Source organism: Leifsonia sp. T36S-04, from assembly GCF_042465655.1.
GTDB lineage: Bacteria > Actinomycetota > Actinomycetes > Actinomycetales > Microbacteriaceae > Leifsonia.
The window spans coordinates 1,434,638-1,448,294 of the sequence record NZ_CP146286.1 but is presented as its reverse complement, the minus strand read 5'-3'; the positions used below and the strand labels follow the sequence as shown (position 1 = coordinate 1,448,294).

General features: G+C 71.0%; 11 protein-coding genes and 1 tRNA gene. 9 read left to right on the top strand and 3 right to left on the bottom strand.

Translation table 11 applies throughout. The features are described 5' to 3' along the window. Positions 1-100: 100 nt before the first annotated feature. Positions 101-964 carry an undecaprenyl-diphosphate phosphatase gene (locus P3F85_RS07045; protein ID WP_374010527.1) on the bottom strand — a complete coding sequence of 288 codons (864 nt, stop codon included), beginning with the start codon at positions 962-964 and terminating at the stop codon, positions 101-103. Positions 965-983: 19 nt separating this feature from the next. Next, positions 984-2,303 carry a M20/M25/M40 family metallo-hydrolase gene (locus tag P3F85_RS07040; protein ID WP_374010526.1) on the bottom strand — a complete coding sequence of 440 codons (1,320 nt, stop codon included), beginning with the start codon at positions 2,301-2,303 and terminating at the stop codon, positions 984-986. A gap of 133 nt (positions 2,304-2,436) precedes the next feature. Between P3F85_RS07040 and P3F85_RS07035 the strand changes: the two genes are divergently transcribed. The 4 genes from P3F85_RS07035 to P3F85_RS07020 all read left to right on the top strand — a co-directional run bounded on the left by P3F85_RS07035 (position 2,437) and on the right by P3F85_RS07020 (position 5,726). Then, positions 2,437-2,521 (top strand) — tRNA-Leu (locus P3F85_RS07035). A 66-nt stretch (positions 2,522-2,587) separates the two neighbouring features. Continuing rightward, the gene (locus P3F85_RS07030; protein WP_374010525.1) at positions 2,588-3,547 is read left to right on the top strand and encodes a cation diffusion facilitator family transporter; all 960 of its coding nucleotides are present in this window, start codon (positions 2,588-2,590) and stop codon (positions 3,545-3,547) included. Between the two features lie 57 nt (positions 3,548-3,604). Then, on the top strand, positions 3,605-4,606 hold the full coding sequence (locus P3F85_RS07025; RefSeq protein ID WP_374010524.1) for a helix-turn-helix transcriptional regulator: 1,002 nt from the start codon (positions 3,605-3,607) through the stop codon (positions 4,604-4,606). 10 nt (positions 4,607-4,616) lie between these two features. After that, positions 4,617-5,726, top strand: a complete 1,110-nt coding sequence (locus tag P3F85_RS07020) for a VIT1/CCC1 transporter family protein (protein WP_374010523.1) — start codon at positions 4,617-4,619, stop codon at positions 5,724-5,726. Positions 5,727-5,766: 40 nt separating this feature from the next. On the opposite strand, the gene P3F85_RS07015 is transcribed toward P3F85_RS07020, so the two are convergent. Next, positions 5,767-6,294, bottom strand: coding sequence for a DUF1707 domain-containing protein (locus tag P3F85_RS07015; RefSeq protein WP_374010522.1), 528 nt, complete (start codon positions 6,292-6,294; stop codon positions 5,767-5,769). Between the two features lie 129 nt (positions 6,295-6,423). Between P3F85_RS07015 and P3F85_RS07010 the strand changes: the two genes are divergently transcribed. From P3F85_RS07010 to P3F85_RS06990, 5 genes are all read left to right on the top strand, one after another. Further along, on the top strand, positions 6,424-6,714 hold the full coding sequence (locus P3F85_RS07010; protein ID WP_374010521.1) for a DUF6504 family protein: 291 nt from the start codon (positions 6,424-6,426) through the stop codon (positions 6,712-6,714). Positions 6,715-6,792: 78 nt separating this feature from the next. Continuing rightward, positions 6,793-7,626: a DUF3097 domain-containing protein gene (locus P3F85_RS07005; RefSeq protein WP_374010891.1), complete on the top strand. Its 834-nt coding sequence runs from the start codon at positions 6,793-6,795 to the stop codon at positions 7,624-7,626. A 161-nt stretch (positions 7,627-7,787) separates the two neighbouring features. Beyond that, the gene (locus P3F85_RS07000; protein ID WP_374010520.1) at positions 7,788-8,480 is read left to right on the top strand and encodes a hypothetical protein; all 693 of its coding nucleotides are present in this window, start codon (positions 7,788-7,790) and stop codon (positions 8,478-8,480) included. After that, positions 8,480-10,063, top strand: coding sequence for a DNA polymerase Y family protein (locus P3F85_RS06995; RefSeq protein WP_374010519.1), 1,584 nt, complete (start codon positions 8,480-8,482; stop codon positions 10,061-10,063). The genes P3F85_RS07000 and P3F85_RS06995 overlap by 1 nt, the downstream gene beginning before the upstream one ends. 117 nt (positions 10,064-10,180) lie before the next feature. Then, positions 10,181-13,570 carry an error-prone DNA polymerase gene (locus tag P3F85_RS06990; protein ID WP_374010518.1) on the top strand — a complete coding sequence of 1,130 codons (3,390 nt, stop codon included), beginning with the start codon at positions 10,181-10,183 and terminating at the stop codon, positions 13,568-13,570. Positions 13,571-13,657 lie beyond the last annotated feature (87 nt).

The following is a 13,657-nucleotide window of genomic DNA, read 5'->3' as shown; positions in this document are numbered from 1 at the left end:
CCGGGTCGCGGGGCGCGATTTGCGCCAAATCGCGGTTAGCGACGCGGTAGAACCGCGATTTGGCGCAAATCGTGCGGGTGCAGGGCGCGGGAGGGGCGCGTCAGGCCTGCAGGACGCCGGTGGCGAGCAGCACGATGAGCAGCACGCCGAGGGCGATGCGGTAGATCACGAACGGCAGGAAGCTGTGGCGTGAGATGTAGCCCATGAAGAAGGCGATCACCAGGAGGCCCACCACGAAGGCGACCACCGTCGCCGCGGCCGTCTCCACCGGACCGAACACCTCGGGCGTGCAGGTACCGGCGCTGGCGAGCGCCTGCGTGCAGGGCTCCTTGATCGCCTTGTACAGCTGGTAGAAGCCGCTGCCGAACACCGCGGGGAGCGCCAGCAGGAACGAGTACCGCGCTGCCGCCCGGCGCTGGTACCCCATGAACAGCCCGGCCGTGATGGTTCCGCCCGACCGAGAGACGCCCGGGATCAGAGCGAGCGACTGCGCGAGACCGTAGATGATGCCGTCGACCCAGGTGAGGTCGCGCAGCCGCTTGGTCTTCGCGCCCACCCAGTCGGCGATCCCGAGCAGGATGCCGAAGACGATGAGCGTCGTGGCGACGATCCAGAGCGAGCGGAAGATCGTCTCGATCTGATTCTGGAAGAACAGGCCGAGCACCACGATCGGGATGCTGCCGATGATGACGAGCCATCCCATCCGCGCGTCCGGGTCGTTGCGCGGGATGCGGCCGAACAGCGCCCGGAACCACTGGGCGATGATCCGCGTGATGTCGCGCCAGAAGTACAGCAGTACGGCCGCTTCGGTGCCGAGCTGGATGATCGCGGTGAACCGCGCGCCCGGGTCCGCGCCCGTGCCGAGCAGCTCTCCGACGATACGGATGTGAGCCGACGACGAGATCGGAAGGAACTCGGTGAGCCCCTGCACGAGGCCGAGGATCAGAGCGTTGATGAAGTCCATGCGGTGAGGATTCCCTGGTTCAGTAGGAGCGCAGAAGGTCGCGGAGCACGGTCCTCCCGAACACTAGCGCGTCGAGGGGCACCCGCTCGTCCACCCCGTGGAACATGCCGGGGAAGTCGAGATCGGCGGGCAGCCGGAGCGGAGCGAAACCGTACCCGGTGATCCCGAGCTTGCTCAACGCCTTGTTGTCGGTGCCGCCCGAGAGCAGGTACGGCAGGACGGGCGCCCCCGGATCGTGCTGCTGCAGCGTCCCGGTGATGGCGTCGACGAGGCCTCCGGAGAACTCCGACTCCAGGCCGATGTCGCGGTGCATCACCTGGATCTCGACGTCGTCGCCGATCAGCTCGCGCACGCGGTCGAGGACCGCATCCTCGTCGCCGGGCAGGGTCCGGATGTCGATCAGCGCTTCGGCCGTGTCCGGGATGACGTTGTGCTTGTAGCCGGCCTGCAGCACGGTCGGGTTCGTCGTCGTGCGCAGGGTGGCCAGGATGAAGCCGGCGGCCGTTCCGGTCCGGAGCACGACCTCGTCGGGCCCGACGCGCTGGGGGTCGACCTCGAGCAGGCGTCCGAGTTCGCCGATCAGGCGCGTCGTGGTGGCGGTCAGCTGCAGCGGCCACTCTTCGCGGCCGAGCGTGACGACGGCCTGGGCCAGCTTCGTGATCGCGTTGTCGCGGATGAGTCGCGAACCGTGCGCGGCGCGTCCACGTGCGATCAGCTTGATCCAGACCAGCGACTTCTCGCCCGTCTGCAGCAAGTACGCGCGCCGCCCGGCCAGGTCGATCGAGTAGCCGCCGACCTCGCTGATCGCCTCCGTAGCACCCGCGAACAGTTCGGGGTGGTTGTCGACCAGGTGGTGCGACCCCCGGCGGCCGCCGTCCTCCTCGTCCGCGAAGAACGCCACGACGAGATCGCGGGCCGGCCTCTCCCCCGCGTCCAGGATGTCGCCGACCGCGGTCAGGATCATCGCATCCATGTTCTTCATGTCGACGGCGCCGCGGCCCCAGAGCAGGCCGTCCTTGACCTCTCCGCCGAACGGGTCGACCGTCCAGTTGCGCGGGTCGGCGGGCACGACATCCAGGTGGCCGTGGACCACGAGTGCCGGTTTCGCCGGATCGGCGCCCTCGACGCGGGCGACGACGCTGGCGCGGCCCGGGTCGGATTCGAAGACCTGCGGCTGCAGTCCGAGCGCGGCGAGCTTCGCCTCGACGTACTGGGCAGCCTCCGTCTCGCCGTTCGAGCGACCCTCGCCGTAGTTCGTGGTGTCGAAGCGAATGAGGTCCCTGGCGATGATCGCTGTCTCGTCGAGGCCGTGGTCGGGGTCGCGGAGTTCGTCGGTCATTCCCTTACGCTACCGGGCGTCGGGAGGCCGCGCCCCGCCACGCCCGGGGTGCGCCGCGGAGTGATCCTGAGCGGGGAATCCATGCTAGGGTTTTTCTTCGGCAGCCGGAGAAGTTCGGAGGCCGTGCACCTGAGTCCGGGTGGCGGAAATGGCAGACGCGCTAGCTTGAGGTGCTAGTGCCCGTATAGGGCGTGGGGGTTCAAGTCCCCCCTCGGACACAGAACGAAGGCCCCGGTCACCGATCGGGGCCTTCTTCGTTTCGGCCGCAGGGCTATGGTGTCGCCATGCCCCGCAAGAAACGGTCGTCGTCGAGCCTGTTCACCGTCCTGCTCGCCTTCCTCGCGAACATCGTCGTGGCGATCGCGAAGACCATCGCCGCGGTGATCACCGGGTCGGCTTCGCTCGTCGCCGAGGCGGCGCATTCCTGGGCCGACGCGGGCAACGAGATCTTCCTCCTCCAGGCGGAACGCTCGGCCGCGAAACCGCGGGACGCCTCCCACCCCGGAGGCTACGGGCGTGACGCGTACGTCTGGAGTCTGTTCGCCGCGGTGGGCCTCTTCACCGCGGGTGCGGTCGTGTCGATCATGCACGGCGTCTCGTCGCTGGGCGGGGAGCGCGAGGACACCGAGTACTTCGTCGGCTACCTCGTCCTGGCCGTCGCGTTCGTCTTCGAGGGGATCTCGTTCCTCCAGTCCTACCGGCAGGCCCACGCGAAGGCGTCGTCCTTCGGGACCGGGACGATCGAGCACGTGTTCCGGACGTCGAATCCGACCCTGCGCGCCGTCTTCGCGGAGGACTCGGCCGCTCTCATCGGCCTGGTGATCGCGTTCTTCGGGCTGCTGCTGCACGAACTCACCGGCGACCCGTTCTGGGATGCGCTGGGCTCCATCCTGATCGGCGTGCTGCTCGCCGTCGTGGCCGTCGTGCTGATCGAGCGTAACCGCAGGTTCCTGCTCGGCCAGCCGGGGTCGGATCGTGCCTGGCAGACGGTGCTCGCGATGGTGCTGAAGAATCCGGAGGTGGAGCGGGTCACCTATCTGCACATCGAGTACGTCGGGCCGGAGCGGTTCTATCTGGTGGCGGCGGTCGACTTACGCGGCAATGACCCGGAGTCGGATGTCGCAGCAGACCTGGCGGACATCGAGGCCGAGCTGGAGCGGTCGGACTGGGTGACGGAGGCGGTTCTCACGCTGTCGCGGCCCGGCGCCGAGGCACTGGTGCCTGCGCCCGTTGCGAGCGACTGATCCGCTATTGCGGCCATAGCGGACACTATCCGACCGCTTGCTCGGCACAATGGAACCATGGCAAGCACCGGCTCCCGAGCACTCCAGCTTCTCTCGCTGCTCCAGACCCACCGCTATTGGCCGGGTCAGGAGCTCGCCGATCACCTCGGCGTCTCCCCGCGCACCCTGCGACGCGACGTAGAACGGCTGCGCGACCTGGGGTACCCCGTGGATGCGACGCGCGGGTTCGCCGGCGGCTACCAGCTGGCCGCCGGGGCCTCCCTGCCGCCGCTGGTGGTGGACGACGACGAGGCGGTCGCGCTGGCGGTCGGCCTGAGGACCGCTGCACAGAGCGGCATCGCCGGGGTGGATGAGGCATCCGTCCGGGCCCTCGCGAAGGTCGTCCAGGTCATGCCGCCACGGCTGCGTCGCCGGGTGGATGCGCTGCGCATGACGACCCTGTCGACCGCTCTCGGTCCGTCCCCCTCCGCCGACGCCGGCGTGCTGACTGCTCTCGCCCAGGCATGCCGCGACGAGGAGCGGATCGAGTTCGCCTACGTCGCCCGCGACGGCCAGGCGTCCACCCGGACCGTCGAACCGCACCGCCTCGTCTCCATCGAGCGCCGGTGGTACCTGGTTGCCTACGACCTGACGCGGTTCGACTGGCGCAGCTTCCGGCTCGACCGCATCGCGGAGCCGCAGCCGACCGGAACCCGGTTCCGCCCGCGCACGCTGCCCGCGGAGGACGCGGCGGAGTACGTGCGCGAGTCGCTGCACAGCATCGTCGAGCCCATGATCGTCATCGCGACGGTCGAGGCGCCCCACGACCGCGTCGCCGACGTCCTCGGCCGCTGGTCCACCGTCGAAGACAACGGCAACGGGACGAGCACCGTCCGCATCACCGCCGACAGCGCCGAGTGGGCCTTGTTCGGTCTGGCGGCGGTGGATGCGCCGTTCCGGATCGTCGGACCGGAGGAGGCGGTGCTCGCCGCGGCGGACTGGGGCGAGCGCTTCACCCGTTCTGCGGCGGCGCTGGGAATCGACGGCGGCACAGGGGGCGAGGCACCGGCTCCCCGGTAAACTGGAGCGGATGACGATAGCAGCCCGCACCCCGAGCCCCGCCGACATCAAGAGGTGGCGACGCTACCTCGCCGACGAACGGGCAGAGGCAGCGGTGTACCGCGATCTCGCCGGCCGTCGCCAGGGCGAGGAGCGCGAGATCCTCCTCGCACTCGCCGAGGCGGAGGGCCGCCACGAGCAGCACTGGCTCGAGTTGCTCGGCGACCGCGCCGGCCGGCCCCTACGCGGCGATGTCCGTACTAGGATGCTCGGCTGGCTCGCACGCCGGTTCGGGTCCGTCTTCGTGCTCGCTCTGGCCCAGCGGGCGGAGGCACGCTCACCGTACGCCGACGACCACGACGCGACTCCCCAGATGGCCGCCGACGAGCAGGTGCACGAAGAGGTCGTCCGCGCGCTCGCCGCTCGTGGGCGGCAGCGCCTGTCCGGGACCTTCCGGGCCGCGGTGTTCGGCGCCAACGACGGACTTGTCAGCAATCTCGCTCTCGTCCTCGGCGTCAGTGCCAGCGGAGTCGCGACCCACGTGGTGCTGCTGACCGGCATCTCGGGCCTGCTCGCGGGAGCGCTGTCCATGGGCGCGGGCGAGTACGTCTCGGTGCGGTCGCAGCGCGAGCTGCTGGAGGCGTCCACCCCCAACCCGGCGACCGGCTCCGTGCTTCCCCACCTCGACGTGGATGCGAACGAGCTCACCCTGGTCTACCGGGCGCGCGGAATGTCGCCGGAGGAGGCGGCCCAGCACGCCCGGGATGTGCTCGCCAGCCTGCAGCCGGTGACGTCGCCCATCCCGATCGCGGCCGTCTCCGCTGACGGCTCACCGGGGGATGGTGCCGACGAGCACGAGGCGATCGGCACCGGCTGGAACGCCGCCATCTCGAGCTTCTGCTTCTTCGCCTCGGGGGCGCTCATCCCGATCCTGCCGTTCCTGTTCGGCATGACGGGGACGGCCGCGATCATCGTGTCCGCGCTGCTCGTCGGCATCGTCCTGCTGGGAACGGGCGCGGTGGTCGGCCTGCTTTCCGGAGCGTCTCCGCTCAAGCGGGCGGTGCGCCAGCTGCTGATCGGATATGGCGCGGCGGCCGCGACCTACCTGCTCGGACTGCTGTTCGGCGCGACGGTCGGCTGAGGCCTGCGCCAGCTCCGAGTGCGGCGCCTCGCCGGCACCGTCATCTGCGGCGGCCGGCGCCCGTCCCGTACGTGATCGCTCCGACCAGCGGGATGAGCAGGAACCAGAGCCAGCTGTACTGGTAGCCCCACGCCATCCCGGTGATGAAGAACAGGATGAGCGAGACGAACGGGATGACCGAGACGAGCAGCAGTCCCCAGCGGCTGGAGGGCTCCCGGTTGCCGTCGCCCCAGCCCGAGCCGCCGTCGTACGAGTGCGCGCCGTACCGCTGCTGCGCGTAGTCACCCTGCTGCGGGTACGGCTGGGTGTACTGCGGTCCGGGTGCGGCCTGAGCCGGACCCGGCTGTGCGGCGTGCGTGTCTACGTTCACGCCGCCCGGAAGGTCGGCGAACAACGGCGTCAGATCGCCCCGGGTGACGGCGGAGCGCGCCGCGGCGACGCGGGTCTGCAACTCGTCGTCGGTGAGCCTCCCCTGTCCGGCGTGGGATTCGAGCGCGGCGACGGCCCGCTCCCGCTCGTCGTTGCTCAGGCGCAGGGACGCGCCGGACGGATCAGTCATGTCGGCCATGGACGTCAGTATGCCAGTCGGATGCATCGTGCGGCCCCCTCAGCACACCGACGTCCTGAGGGGTGCGGTGTCGGCGGTGCGTGGCTACACTGTCACTCGAACATACGTTCGATAGGCGAGGTGAGCAGCATGACCGAGATCGACGAGGCGGTCGCCGTGTGGACGACCGACGAGGGCGTCCCCACGAGGCTGGTGTGGCGATCCACCCGCTACCGCGTCTCCGACACGCCCACCGTGTGGGCGGAGGTCTGTGCGTGGTGGCGGCCCTTCGGCGAGCATCGGTACACGATCGGCAGCCTTCCGCGCGAGATCGGCGGCTGGCGGTTCCAGGGCACGGACGAGACGGGCGAGGCCCACGTGTTCGATGTCCGCCACGATGCGGTCGACCGATCGTGGCGTCTGGTGCGGGTGTTCGACTGAGCCCGCTGCCCCTCGTTCGCGCGAACGCAGCGTGGCTCCCCCGCCCACAGCATCCTGTCGCATAGCCTCCATCGGGTGATGGACGACCGCTACGGAACGGATGTGCTGGCCGGCGACTGGAAGAAGGCGGGGCGCAAGCCCGTCCCTCCGGTCGAGGCGGTGCGACACCTGGTCGTGGAGGACGCGGCGACCGGCTTCTGCGGCGCGATCACCCGGCTCGAGGCACAGACCGTCGAACTCGAGGACTACTTCGGCAAGAAGCGGGTGTTCCCGCTCGGGGGCTCGTTCCTCATCGACGGAGAGCCTGTGCGACTGGTCGTTCCGTCGCGCGCGCCGGCCGGTCCGTCCCGCACGGCCTCCGGATCCTTCGCGGTCGAGGGACAGAAGGCCCGGGTCGCGCGCGCCAGCCGGATCTTCGTGGAGGGCCGGCACGACGCCGAGCTCGTGGAGCGCGTCTGGGGCGACGACCTCCGCGTCGAGGGCGTCGTCGTCGAGTACCTGGAGGGCGTCGACGACCTGGACGCGATCGTGAAGGAGTTCCGGCCCGACCGCGACCGCCGGATCGGCGTGCTGGTCGACCATCTCGTCCCGAACTCCAAGGAGAGCAGGATCGCCGATCGGGTGGCGCGCGGTCCATACGGTGCGCATGTCCTCGTGGTGGGGCATCCCTACATCGATATCTGGCAGGCGGTGAAGCCCGCGCGCGTGGGGCTCTCGGCCTGGCCTTCGATTCCGCGCTCGATCGAGTGGAAGCACGGCATCTGCGACGCGTTCGGGCTGCCGCACGAGTCGCAGGCCGACATCGCGCGCGCCTGGAAGCGCATCCTGGGCCAGGTTCGGTCGTACTCCGACCTGGAGCCGGAGCTCCTGGGCCGTGTCGAGCAGCTGATCGACTTCGTCACCGAACCCTGACGCGGCGCTGCCGCTGACGCAGCACTGACGCACCACTGACGCACCGGTGACACGGCCGGGGCTGTCGGTCGTCGCGCGTACAGTGCCGAACATCCGGCCACCGGGCACGAACGCTGCAAAATACATTTGCGAGTTTCGAACATGTGTTCGAAAATAGGAAGGTGTCACTCGCAGCTCAGCACCTCAGCGAACCGGTCGCCGACCGGGCGCAGGTGCACGAGCTCCAGACCCGCATCCGGCAGATGCAGGCGACCAAGCTCGAGAGCCGGACGCTGCAGACGCATCCCGCGCTCTCCCCGCTGCTCCCCGGTGGCGCGCTCAAGGCGGGCGCGGCCTACTCGGTCCGCGGATCCACCACGCTGCTGATGGCGATGCTGGCCGGCCCGAGCGCGGCCGGCGCCTGGTGCGGGGTGGTCGGGATGCCCGACTTCGGCACCGAGGCGGCCGGGCGGTTCGGCATCGACCTGGAGCGGCTCGTGCTGGTGCCGCATCCCGGCGAGGACTGGCTGACCGTGACCGCGGCCGTCGTCGACGTGCTCAGCGTGGTCGTCGTCGCGCCGCCGTCCCGCGCCAGGGACGGCGACGTCGCCCGGCTCAGCGCCCGGCTGCGGCAGCGCGAGGCCACCCTCATCGTCGCGGGCGACTGGCCGCAGGTGGAGGCGACGCTCACGGTCGCGCGCAGCGGCTGGGACGGCCTGGGAGCCGGGAACGGCTACCTGTCGTCGCGCCGGGTGACGGTGGAGTCGGCGCCGCGCGGCGGTTCCGGCCCGCGCCGCACCGCCGACCTGTGGCTGCCCGCGGTGGATGAGAGCTTCCGTGCGTCCGCTCCCACCCGGCTCGAGGCGGTGAGCTGATGCCCGCCGCCACCCGCGGGAATACAGGGCCCGAGGCGGCCGTCACCCGCGCGATCGTGCTGTGGTGTCCCGACTGGCCGGTGATCGCCACCCGGCAGGCGCTCGACCTGCCCGCCGACCTGCCGTTGGCGCTGGTCGAGAAGGGGCTCGTGTTCGCCTGCTCGGACGCGGCGCGGGCCGACGGAGTGAAGCGTGGGCTGCGGATGCGCGAGGCGCAGGCGCGCTGCCCGCAGCTGGAGGTGATCACGTACGACCCGGTTCAGGATGCGCGCGCGTTCGAGCCGGTGCTCGCCGCCATCGAGGAGATCACGCCGGGCGTGCAGCCGGTGCGCCCGGGCACATGCGTGCTCCGGGCGCGGGGTCCGGCCCGCTACTACGGCGGAGAGGAGGAGGCGGCCGCCGAGCTGCTGCGCTGCCTGGAGGGGCTCGGGCTGCCGGATGCGCGGGTCGGCATCGCCGACGGACCGTTCGCGGCCGAGCAGGCCGCCCGCTCCACCGGTCGTAGCCGTGTGCGCATCATCCCGGCCGGGGGCTCCCCCGCGTTCCTGGCGCCCCTGACGGTCGCCCAGCTGGGCCTCGCCGACCTGACGCCGTTGCTGCGCCGCCTCGGCCTGCACACCCTCGGCGACATCGCCGCACTCTCACGCGTCGACATGCGGGAGCGGTTCGGCGAGCGGGGCGAGCACGCCCACACCCTCGCGAGCGGGCTCGACGGCGCCGCGGTAGTGCCGCGCACGCCGCCTGCGCAACTCGACCGCGCCATCGAGTTCGAGCCTCCCCTCGACCGGGTCGACCAGGTGACCTTCGCCGTCCGCGGCACGGCGGAGCAGTTCATCGCCGGACTCACCAAGGCCGGACTGGTGTGCACGTCGCTGCGAGTCGAGGTCACCGACGAGTCCGGCCGGGTCGGCGAGCGCACCTGGCTGCACCCGCGGCTGTTCTCGGCCCCGGATGTGGTGGACCGCGTGCGCTGGCAGCTGCAGGGCGCAGGCTCCATCGACTCCGGCCTGGCGTCCCCGATCGCCCGCGTGGTGCTGGAGCCCGCGGCGGTCGACGACATCGGCCACCACGAGGACGGGCTGTGGGGCGGCGGGGCCGACGAGCGCATCCACCACGGCCTCACTCGCGTGCAGAGCATGCTCGGGCACGACGCCGTGGTCACGGCGGCGATCGGGGGCGGCCGGGCACCCGCCGAGCGCCAGGTGCTCGTGCCGTGGGGCGACCGTCCGGTGGGCGTCGCCCGCGCCGACCGCCCGTGGCCGGGGTCCCTGCCCGCGCCGGCGCCGTCGACCGTGTTCGAGGTGCCGCGTCCCGTCGCCGTGCTGACCGAGGAGGGAACACCGGTCGAGGTGACCGACCGCGGTGACGTGACCGCGCCGATCGTGCGCTTCTCGCCCACCGGCCAGGCCCGGGATGCGCGCCCGGTGGGTTCCTGGGCGGGACCGTGGCCGGTCCGGGAGCGGTGGTGGGATGCGACCCTCTCCCGCGCCCTGTTCCGCTTCCAGCTGGTCGACGCGGACGGGACGGCCTGGCTGCTCGCCCTCGCGGGCGCCGGCTGGTTCGCAGAGGCCCGCTATGACTGACGCCCGCTCCCCCCTCTCCTCCCTCCCCCCTTCATCGGTTCCTCGATTAATCCGCCGAATCGGCCCGAATCAGCGGATTAATCGAGGAAGCGATGGTGGGAAAGGAGGGAGAGACTGATGGGATTCGACAACCCGCCCATCCCGTGGGCCGAGTTCGAGCGCAAGCTGTCGGGACGGCGCACCGCCCAGCCTGCCGACGAGCGTCCCTCGTCGCGCAAGCGGCAGAAGTACGTGCCAGCGCCCATCCCGGACACTCCGGCCGTCGATGCCGTGCCCTACGCCGAACTGCACGCGCACAGCAACTTCAGCTTCCTCGACGGCGCCTCCTCGCCGGAGGAGCTGCTGGAGGAGGCCACCCGGCTGAACCTGCACGCACTCGCCCTCACCGACCACGACGGAATGTACGGCGTCGTCCACCTGGCCGAGGCGGCGGAGGCGTACGACCGGGTGAAGACCGTGTTCGGTGCCGAGCTGTCCCTCTCCCTCACCCGGCCGCAGAACGGCGAGCCCGACCCCGAAGGCAGCCACCTCGTGGTGCTCGCCCGGCAGCAGAGCGGCTACCACCGTCTCGCCGCCGCGATCACCGCAGGCCAGCTCGCCGGCGAGGAGAAGGGCCGCCCGCTGTACCGCCTCGACGAGCTGTCCGAGCAGTCGGGCGGCGAGTGGATGGTGCTGACCGGCTGCCGGAAGGGCGACGTCCGCCGAGCGCTCACCGAGCAGGGCGAGCGCGGAGCCGAGCGCGAGGTCGCCCGGCTGACCGAGCTGTTCGGCCACGACAACGTGCTCGTCGAACTGATCGACCAGAGCGGCCCGCGCGACTCCACCGAGAACGACATCCTGACCCGGATCGCGGGGCGGCTCGGGCTTCCGACCGTCGCGACCAACAACGTCCACTATGCGAGCCCGGCGCAGTATCCGCTCGCGACCGCCGTCTCGGCCGTGCGTGCCCGGCGCAGCCTGGACGAACTCGACGGCTGGCTGCCCGCCGCCGGCGCCGCCCACCTGCGCAGCGGCGCCGAGATGGCCCGCCGCTTCGCCCGCTACCCGGGCGCCGTCGAGCGCACGGTCGAGATCGCCGACGACCTCGCCTTCCGTCTGCGCAGCGCACGGCCGCGGCTGCCCAAGCTGGACGTCCCCGAGGGGCACACGCCGATGACCTGGCTGCGCGAGCTGACCTGGCGGGGTGCCGCAGAGCGCTACCCGGACCTCGACCGCAACCCGGCCAAGCGGGAGCGCATCGAGCGCGAGCTGGATGTGATCGAGGCGAAGGACTTCCCCGGCTACTTCCTCATCGTCCACGACATCGTGCGCTTCGCCCGCAGCCAGGGCATCCTCTGCCAGGGCCGCGGCTCGGCGGCGAACTCGGCGGTCGTCTACCTGCTCGGCATCACCGCGGTCGACTCGATCAAGTACAACCTGCCGTTCGAGCGGTTCCTCTCCAGCATGCGCGAGGAGGAGCCCGACATCGACGTCGACTTCGACTCCGACCGGCGTGAGGAGGTCATCCAGTACGTGTACCGCAAGTACGGCAGGCACAACGCCGCGCAGGTCGCCAACGTGATCACCTACCGGCCGAAGAACGCGGTCCGCGACATGGCGAAGGCGCTCGGCTACTCCACCGGCCAGCAGGACGCCTGGAGCAAGCAGATCGACTCGTGGGGTTCGGTGCAGACCAGCGACGACCACGACATCCCGGACGACGTGGTGGGGCTCGCGCAGCAGGTGCTGAAGTTCCCGCGGCACCTCGGCATCCACTCGGGCGGCATGGTGCTGACCGACCGGCCCGTCGGCGAGGTGTGCCCGATCGAGCACGCCCGCATGGAGGGACGCACGGTGCTGCAGTGGGACAAGGACGACTGCGCGTGGATGGGCCTGGTCAAGTTCGACCTGCTGGGTCTCGGGATGCTGTCGGCGCTCGACTACTCGATGCGGACCATCGAGGCGTCGCTCGGCGAGAAGTGGTCGCTGGAGACCATCCCCAAGGAGGAGGCGGGCGTGTACGACATGCTCTGCCGGGCCGACTCGATCGGCGTGTTCCAGGTGGAGAGCCGCGCCCAGATCGGCACGCTGCCCCGCCTCCAGCCGCGCAGCTTCTACGACCTCGTGATCGAGATCGCGCTCATCCGGCCCGGCCCCATCCAGGGCGGCGCGGTGCATCCGTACATCCGCCGCAAGCTCGGGAAGGAGGAGGTCACCTACCTGCACCCAGCGCTGGTCCCCGTGCTGGAGCGGACGATGGGCGTCCCGCTGTTCCAGGAGCAGCTGATGCAGATGGCGGTCGCGGTCGGCGACTGCACCGCGGAGGATGCGGACCAGCTGCGCCGGGCGATGGGCTCCAAGCGCGGGGTGGAGAAGATCGACGCGCTGAAGGCGAAGCTGTATGAGGGGATGGCGCACAACGGCATCACCGGGGACGACGCCGACGCGATCTACGGGAAGATCGAGGCGTTCGCGAGCTTCGGCTTCGCGGAGAGCCACGCGATCAGCTTCGCACTGCTCGTGTACGTGAGCTCGTGGATGAAGCTGCACTACCCCGGCGCGTTCCTGGCCGGGCTGCTGCGCGCCCAGCCGATGGGCTTCTACTCGCCGCGGACGCTCACCGCCGACGCCCGCCGGCACGGCGTCGTGGTGCAGCGGCCGGACATCCAGCGGTCGGGGGTGTTCCCGCTGCTGGAGCCGCTGGACGGCAGCCGTCCCGGACCGACCGGCTCGGACGCGTGCCGGGAGGCGGACCAGCCGCCGATCGCGCTGTTCGACCCCGCGGTTCCCCTCGACTTCGCCGCGCACCGGCGCGACGCCGCCCACGCCGTCCGGCTGGGACTCGCGGGCGTCACCTCCATCGGGCAGAAGCTCGCCGAGCGGATCGTCGCCGAGCGGGAGGCGTACGGCCCGTTCCGGAACCTGGGGGACCTCGCGCGCCGCACCGGCCTCAACACCGCTCAGTTGGAGGCGCTCGCCGCGGCCGGGGCGTTCGAGGGCTTCGACCTGAGCCGGCGGCAGGCGATCTGGGAGGCGGGCAACGCCGCGCAGGAGCGTCCGGAGTTCCTGGCGGGGACGGCGATCACGGTGCAGCCGCCGCTCCTGCCGATGCTCTCCCCCGCCGAGCAGCTGGCCAGCGACCTGTGGTCGACCGGGATCTCGACCGACGACCATCCCATCCGGTTCCTGCGGCCGGCGCTCGCCGCGCGCGGGGTCTACCCGGCCGACACGCTGGCGGCGGGCGAGTCGGGGCGCCGCATCGAGGTGGGCGGGGTGGTCACGCACCGGCAGCGGCCGGCGACGGCGGCCGGGGTGACCTTCCTCAACATCGAGGACGAGACCGGGATGGTGAACGTGGTGTGCCCGGTCGGCGTGTGGAACCGCTACCGGCGTGTGGCCCGGCAGGCTCCGGCGATGATCGTGCGCGGCATCCTGGAGCGGAGCGAGGAGGGCGTGGTGAACATCGTCGCCGACAAGCTCGAGTCGCTCGACACCGGCATCCGCACCGTCTCCCGCGACTTCCGCTGACCCGCCCCGCCCGTTTCGTCACGAATGTGCACTCTCACTCCGCCAAGACGCACATTCGTCACGAATGTGCGTTTACACCCCGCCAAA

What these genes read in the sequence shown, in the direction of transcription:
- P3F85_RS07010 (WP_374010521.1), top strand. Translation starts at nt 6,424, where the DNA reads ATGACCGAGATCGACGAGGCGGTCGCCGTGTGGACGACCGACGAGGGC.
- P3F85_RS07015 (WP_374010522.1), bottom strand. Translation starts at nt 6,294, where the DNA reads ATGGCCGACATGACTGATCCGTCCGGCGCGTCCCTGCGCCTGAGCAAC.
- P3F85_RS06995 (WP_374010519.1), top strand. Translation starts at nt 8,480, where the DNA reads ATGCCCGCCGCCACCCGCGGGAATACAGGGCCCGAGGCGGCCGTCACC.
- P3F85_RS07045 (WP_374010527.1), bottom strand. Translation starts at nt 964, where the DNA reads ATGGACTTCATCAACGCTCTGATCCTCGGCCTCGTGCAGGGGCTCACC.
- P3F85_RS07030 (WP_374010525.1), top strand. Translation starts at nt 2,588, where the DNA reads ATGCCCCGCAAGAAACGGTCGTCGTCGAGCCTGTTCACCGTCCTGCTC.
- P3F85_RS06990 (WP_374010518.1), top strand. Translation starts at nt 10,181, where the DNA reads ATGGGATTCGACAACCCGCCCATCCCGTGGGCCGAGTTCGAGCGCAAG.
- P3F85_RS07020 (WP_374010523.1), top strand. Translation starts at nt 4,617, where the DNA reads ATGACGATAGCAGCCCGCACCCCGAGCCCCGCCGACATCAAGAGGTGG.
- P3F85_RS07040 (WP_374010526.1), bottom strand. Translation starts at nt 2,303, where the DNA reads ATGACCGACGAACTCCGCGACCCCGACCACGGCCTCGACGAGACAGCG.
- P3F85_RS07025 (WP_374010524.1), top strand. Translation starts at nt 3,605, where the DNA reads ATGGCAAGCACCGGCTCCCGAGCACTCCAGCTTCTCTCGCTGCTCCAG.
- P3F85_RS07005 (WP_374010891.1), top strand. Translation starts at nt 6,793, where the DNA reads ATGGACGACCGCTACGGAACGGATGTGCTGGCCGGCGACTGGAAGAAG.